The organism is Rhodoblastus acidophilus (assembly GCF_025961575.1).
Lineage (GTDB): Bacteria > Pseudomonadota > Alphaproteobacteria > Rhizobiales > Beijerinckiaceae > Rhodoblastus > Rhodoblastus acidophilus_C.
The window spans coordinates 1-1,523 of the sequence record NZ_JAOQNX010000072.1; the positions used below are offsets into that span (position 1 = coordinate 1).

At 65.9% G+C, this 1,523-nt stretch carries 1 protein-coding gene; it reads right to left on the reverse strand.

Translation table 11 applies throughout. From position 1 onward, the window contains the following. Positions 1-1,523, reverse strand: a 1,523-nt coding sequence (locus M2320_RS23165) for a pre-peptidase C-terminal domain-containing protein (protein WP_264599324.1), incomplete at both ends; no start/stop codon positions are given.

Genomic DNA, 1,523 nt, shown 5'->3' on the forward strand with positions numbered 1-1,523 from the left:
GGCGCGCCGACCGTGAACTTGAACCATTCGTCCGGCGCGGCGTCGCCGACCCAGTCAGTCTTGGCGACCGCCGTGGCGCTCAAGGCGCCCAGCGACGCAGCGCCCGCGAGCGAGCGCCCGGCGGTCAGCGCCGGCGCGGTTCCCGCCGCCGCGCTCGACACGGCGGTCAGGGTGTAAGCCGTGTCGTAACTGTCGGACAGGCGCAGATAATAGGTCCCCGCCGCGAGCGTGGCGCTCAGGGCGTATTGGGTCGACACATTATAGGGATAAGCGCTGGTGATCTGATTGCCGGCGCTGTCAAGCAGGGCGAGCGTCGAAGAACCGTTCCAGGCGCCGGTGAAGGTGAAGGACACCGTGGCCAGCGCGCCGAGCGTAAAGGAATAATAATCGTTCGGCGCGACCTGGCCGATCCAATCCGACTTGACGACCGCCGTCGTCCCCAGCGCGCCCAGGCTGGTCGCGCTCGCCAGCGTCGTCCCGGTCGCATTGGGCAGCGCCGTGGCCGAAGCCGAGAAATTGTAGCCGGTGTCGGACCCGCCGGACGAGGCGATCACGGCGTAATAGGTCCCCGCCGCGAGGTTGTCGCTGATCAGGCCGTTGTAGTTCGAGGCGGCGTAAGTGTAATCGAGCTGGGCGCCATTGGCGTCATAGAGTGTGAACGTGTCGAACGCGCCGGAGGCGAGGCCGGAGAGCTGCAGGGTGACGCTTGAGAGCGACGACAGGGTGAACTGGTAGACATCCGTGGCGTCCGTGGCGCCGACCCAGTCGGCGTAGGTCTTGGCGGTCGAGGCCAGCGCGCCAATGGCCTTGGCGGCGGCGAGCGTGTTGCCGGCGCCGTCGGTCGCCGAGCTTCCCACCGCAGCGGTTCCGGTCGAAAACGTCAGGCTGTAGCTGCTGTCGCTGCTCGAGGCGACTTCGGCGTAATAGGTTCCCGCCGCCAGAGTGCTGACGATCGAGGTCAGGCCGCCCGCGCCGTAATAAGACGAAGCGATCTGGCCGCCGGAGCTGTTGAGGAGGTAGATCGTCCCGTTCACGCCATTGGCGGTCGCCAGCTTGAGGCTGACGAGGGTCGAGGCCGAGACGGAAAACGCATAGTAATCAGTCGAAGCGGCGCTTCCGATCCAGTCGGACTTGACGATGGCGGTCGCGCCGAGGGCGCCGACGCTGGTCGCCGTCGCAAGCGTCGCCCCCGCCGCATTGGGCAGGGCCGTCGCGGAAGCCGAGAGCGTGTAGGCGGTGTCGTACGTGTCGTTGACGTTGATGTAATAAGTGCCCGCCGCCAGATTCGCGGTCAGCGCCCCGTTGGTGTAGCCATAATAAGTCGAGGTGATCTGACCGCCGGAGCTGTTGAGCAGATAAAGGTAGCCGTTGGCGTTGGCCAATCCGCTCAGCTTCAGCGTGACATTGGACAGGGCGGACAGGGTGAATTGGTAATAATCATTCGGCGCGGCGTTCCCAACCCAGTCGGAAGCAGTGGCTGCGGTGGTCGAGAGCGCGCCGAGGCTGGTGGCGGTGGCCAACGT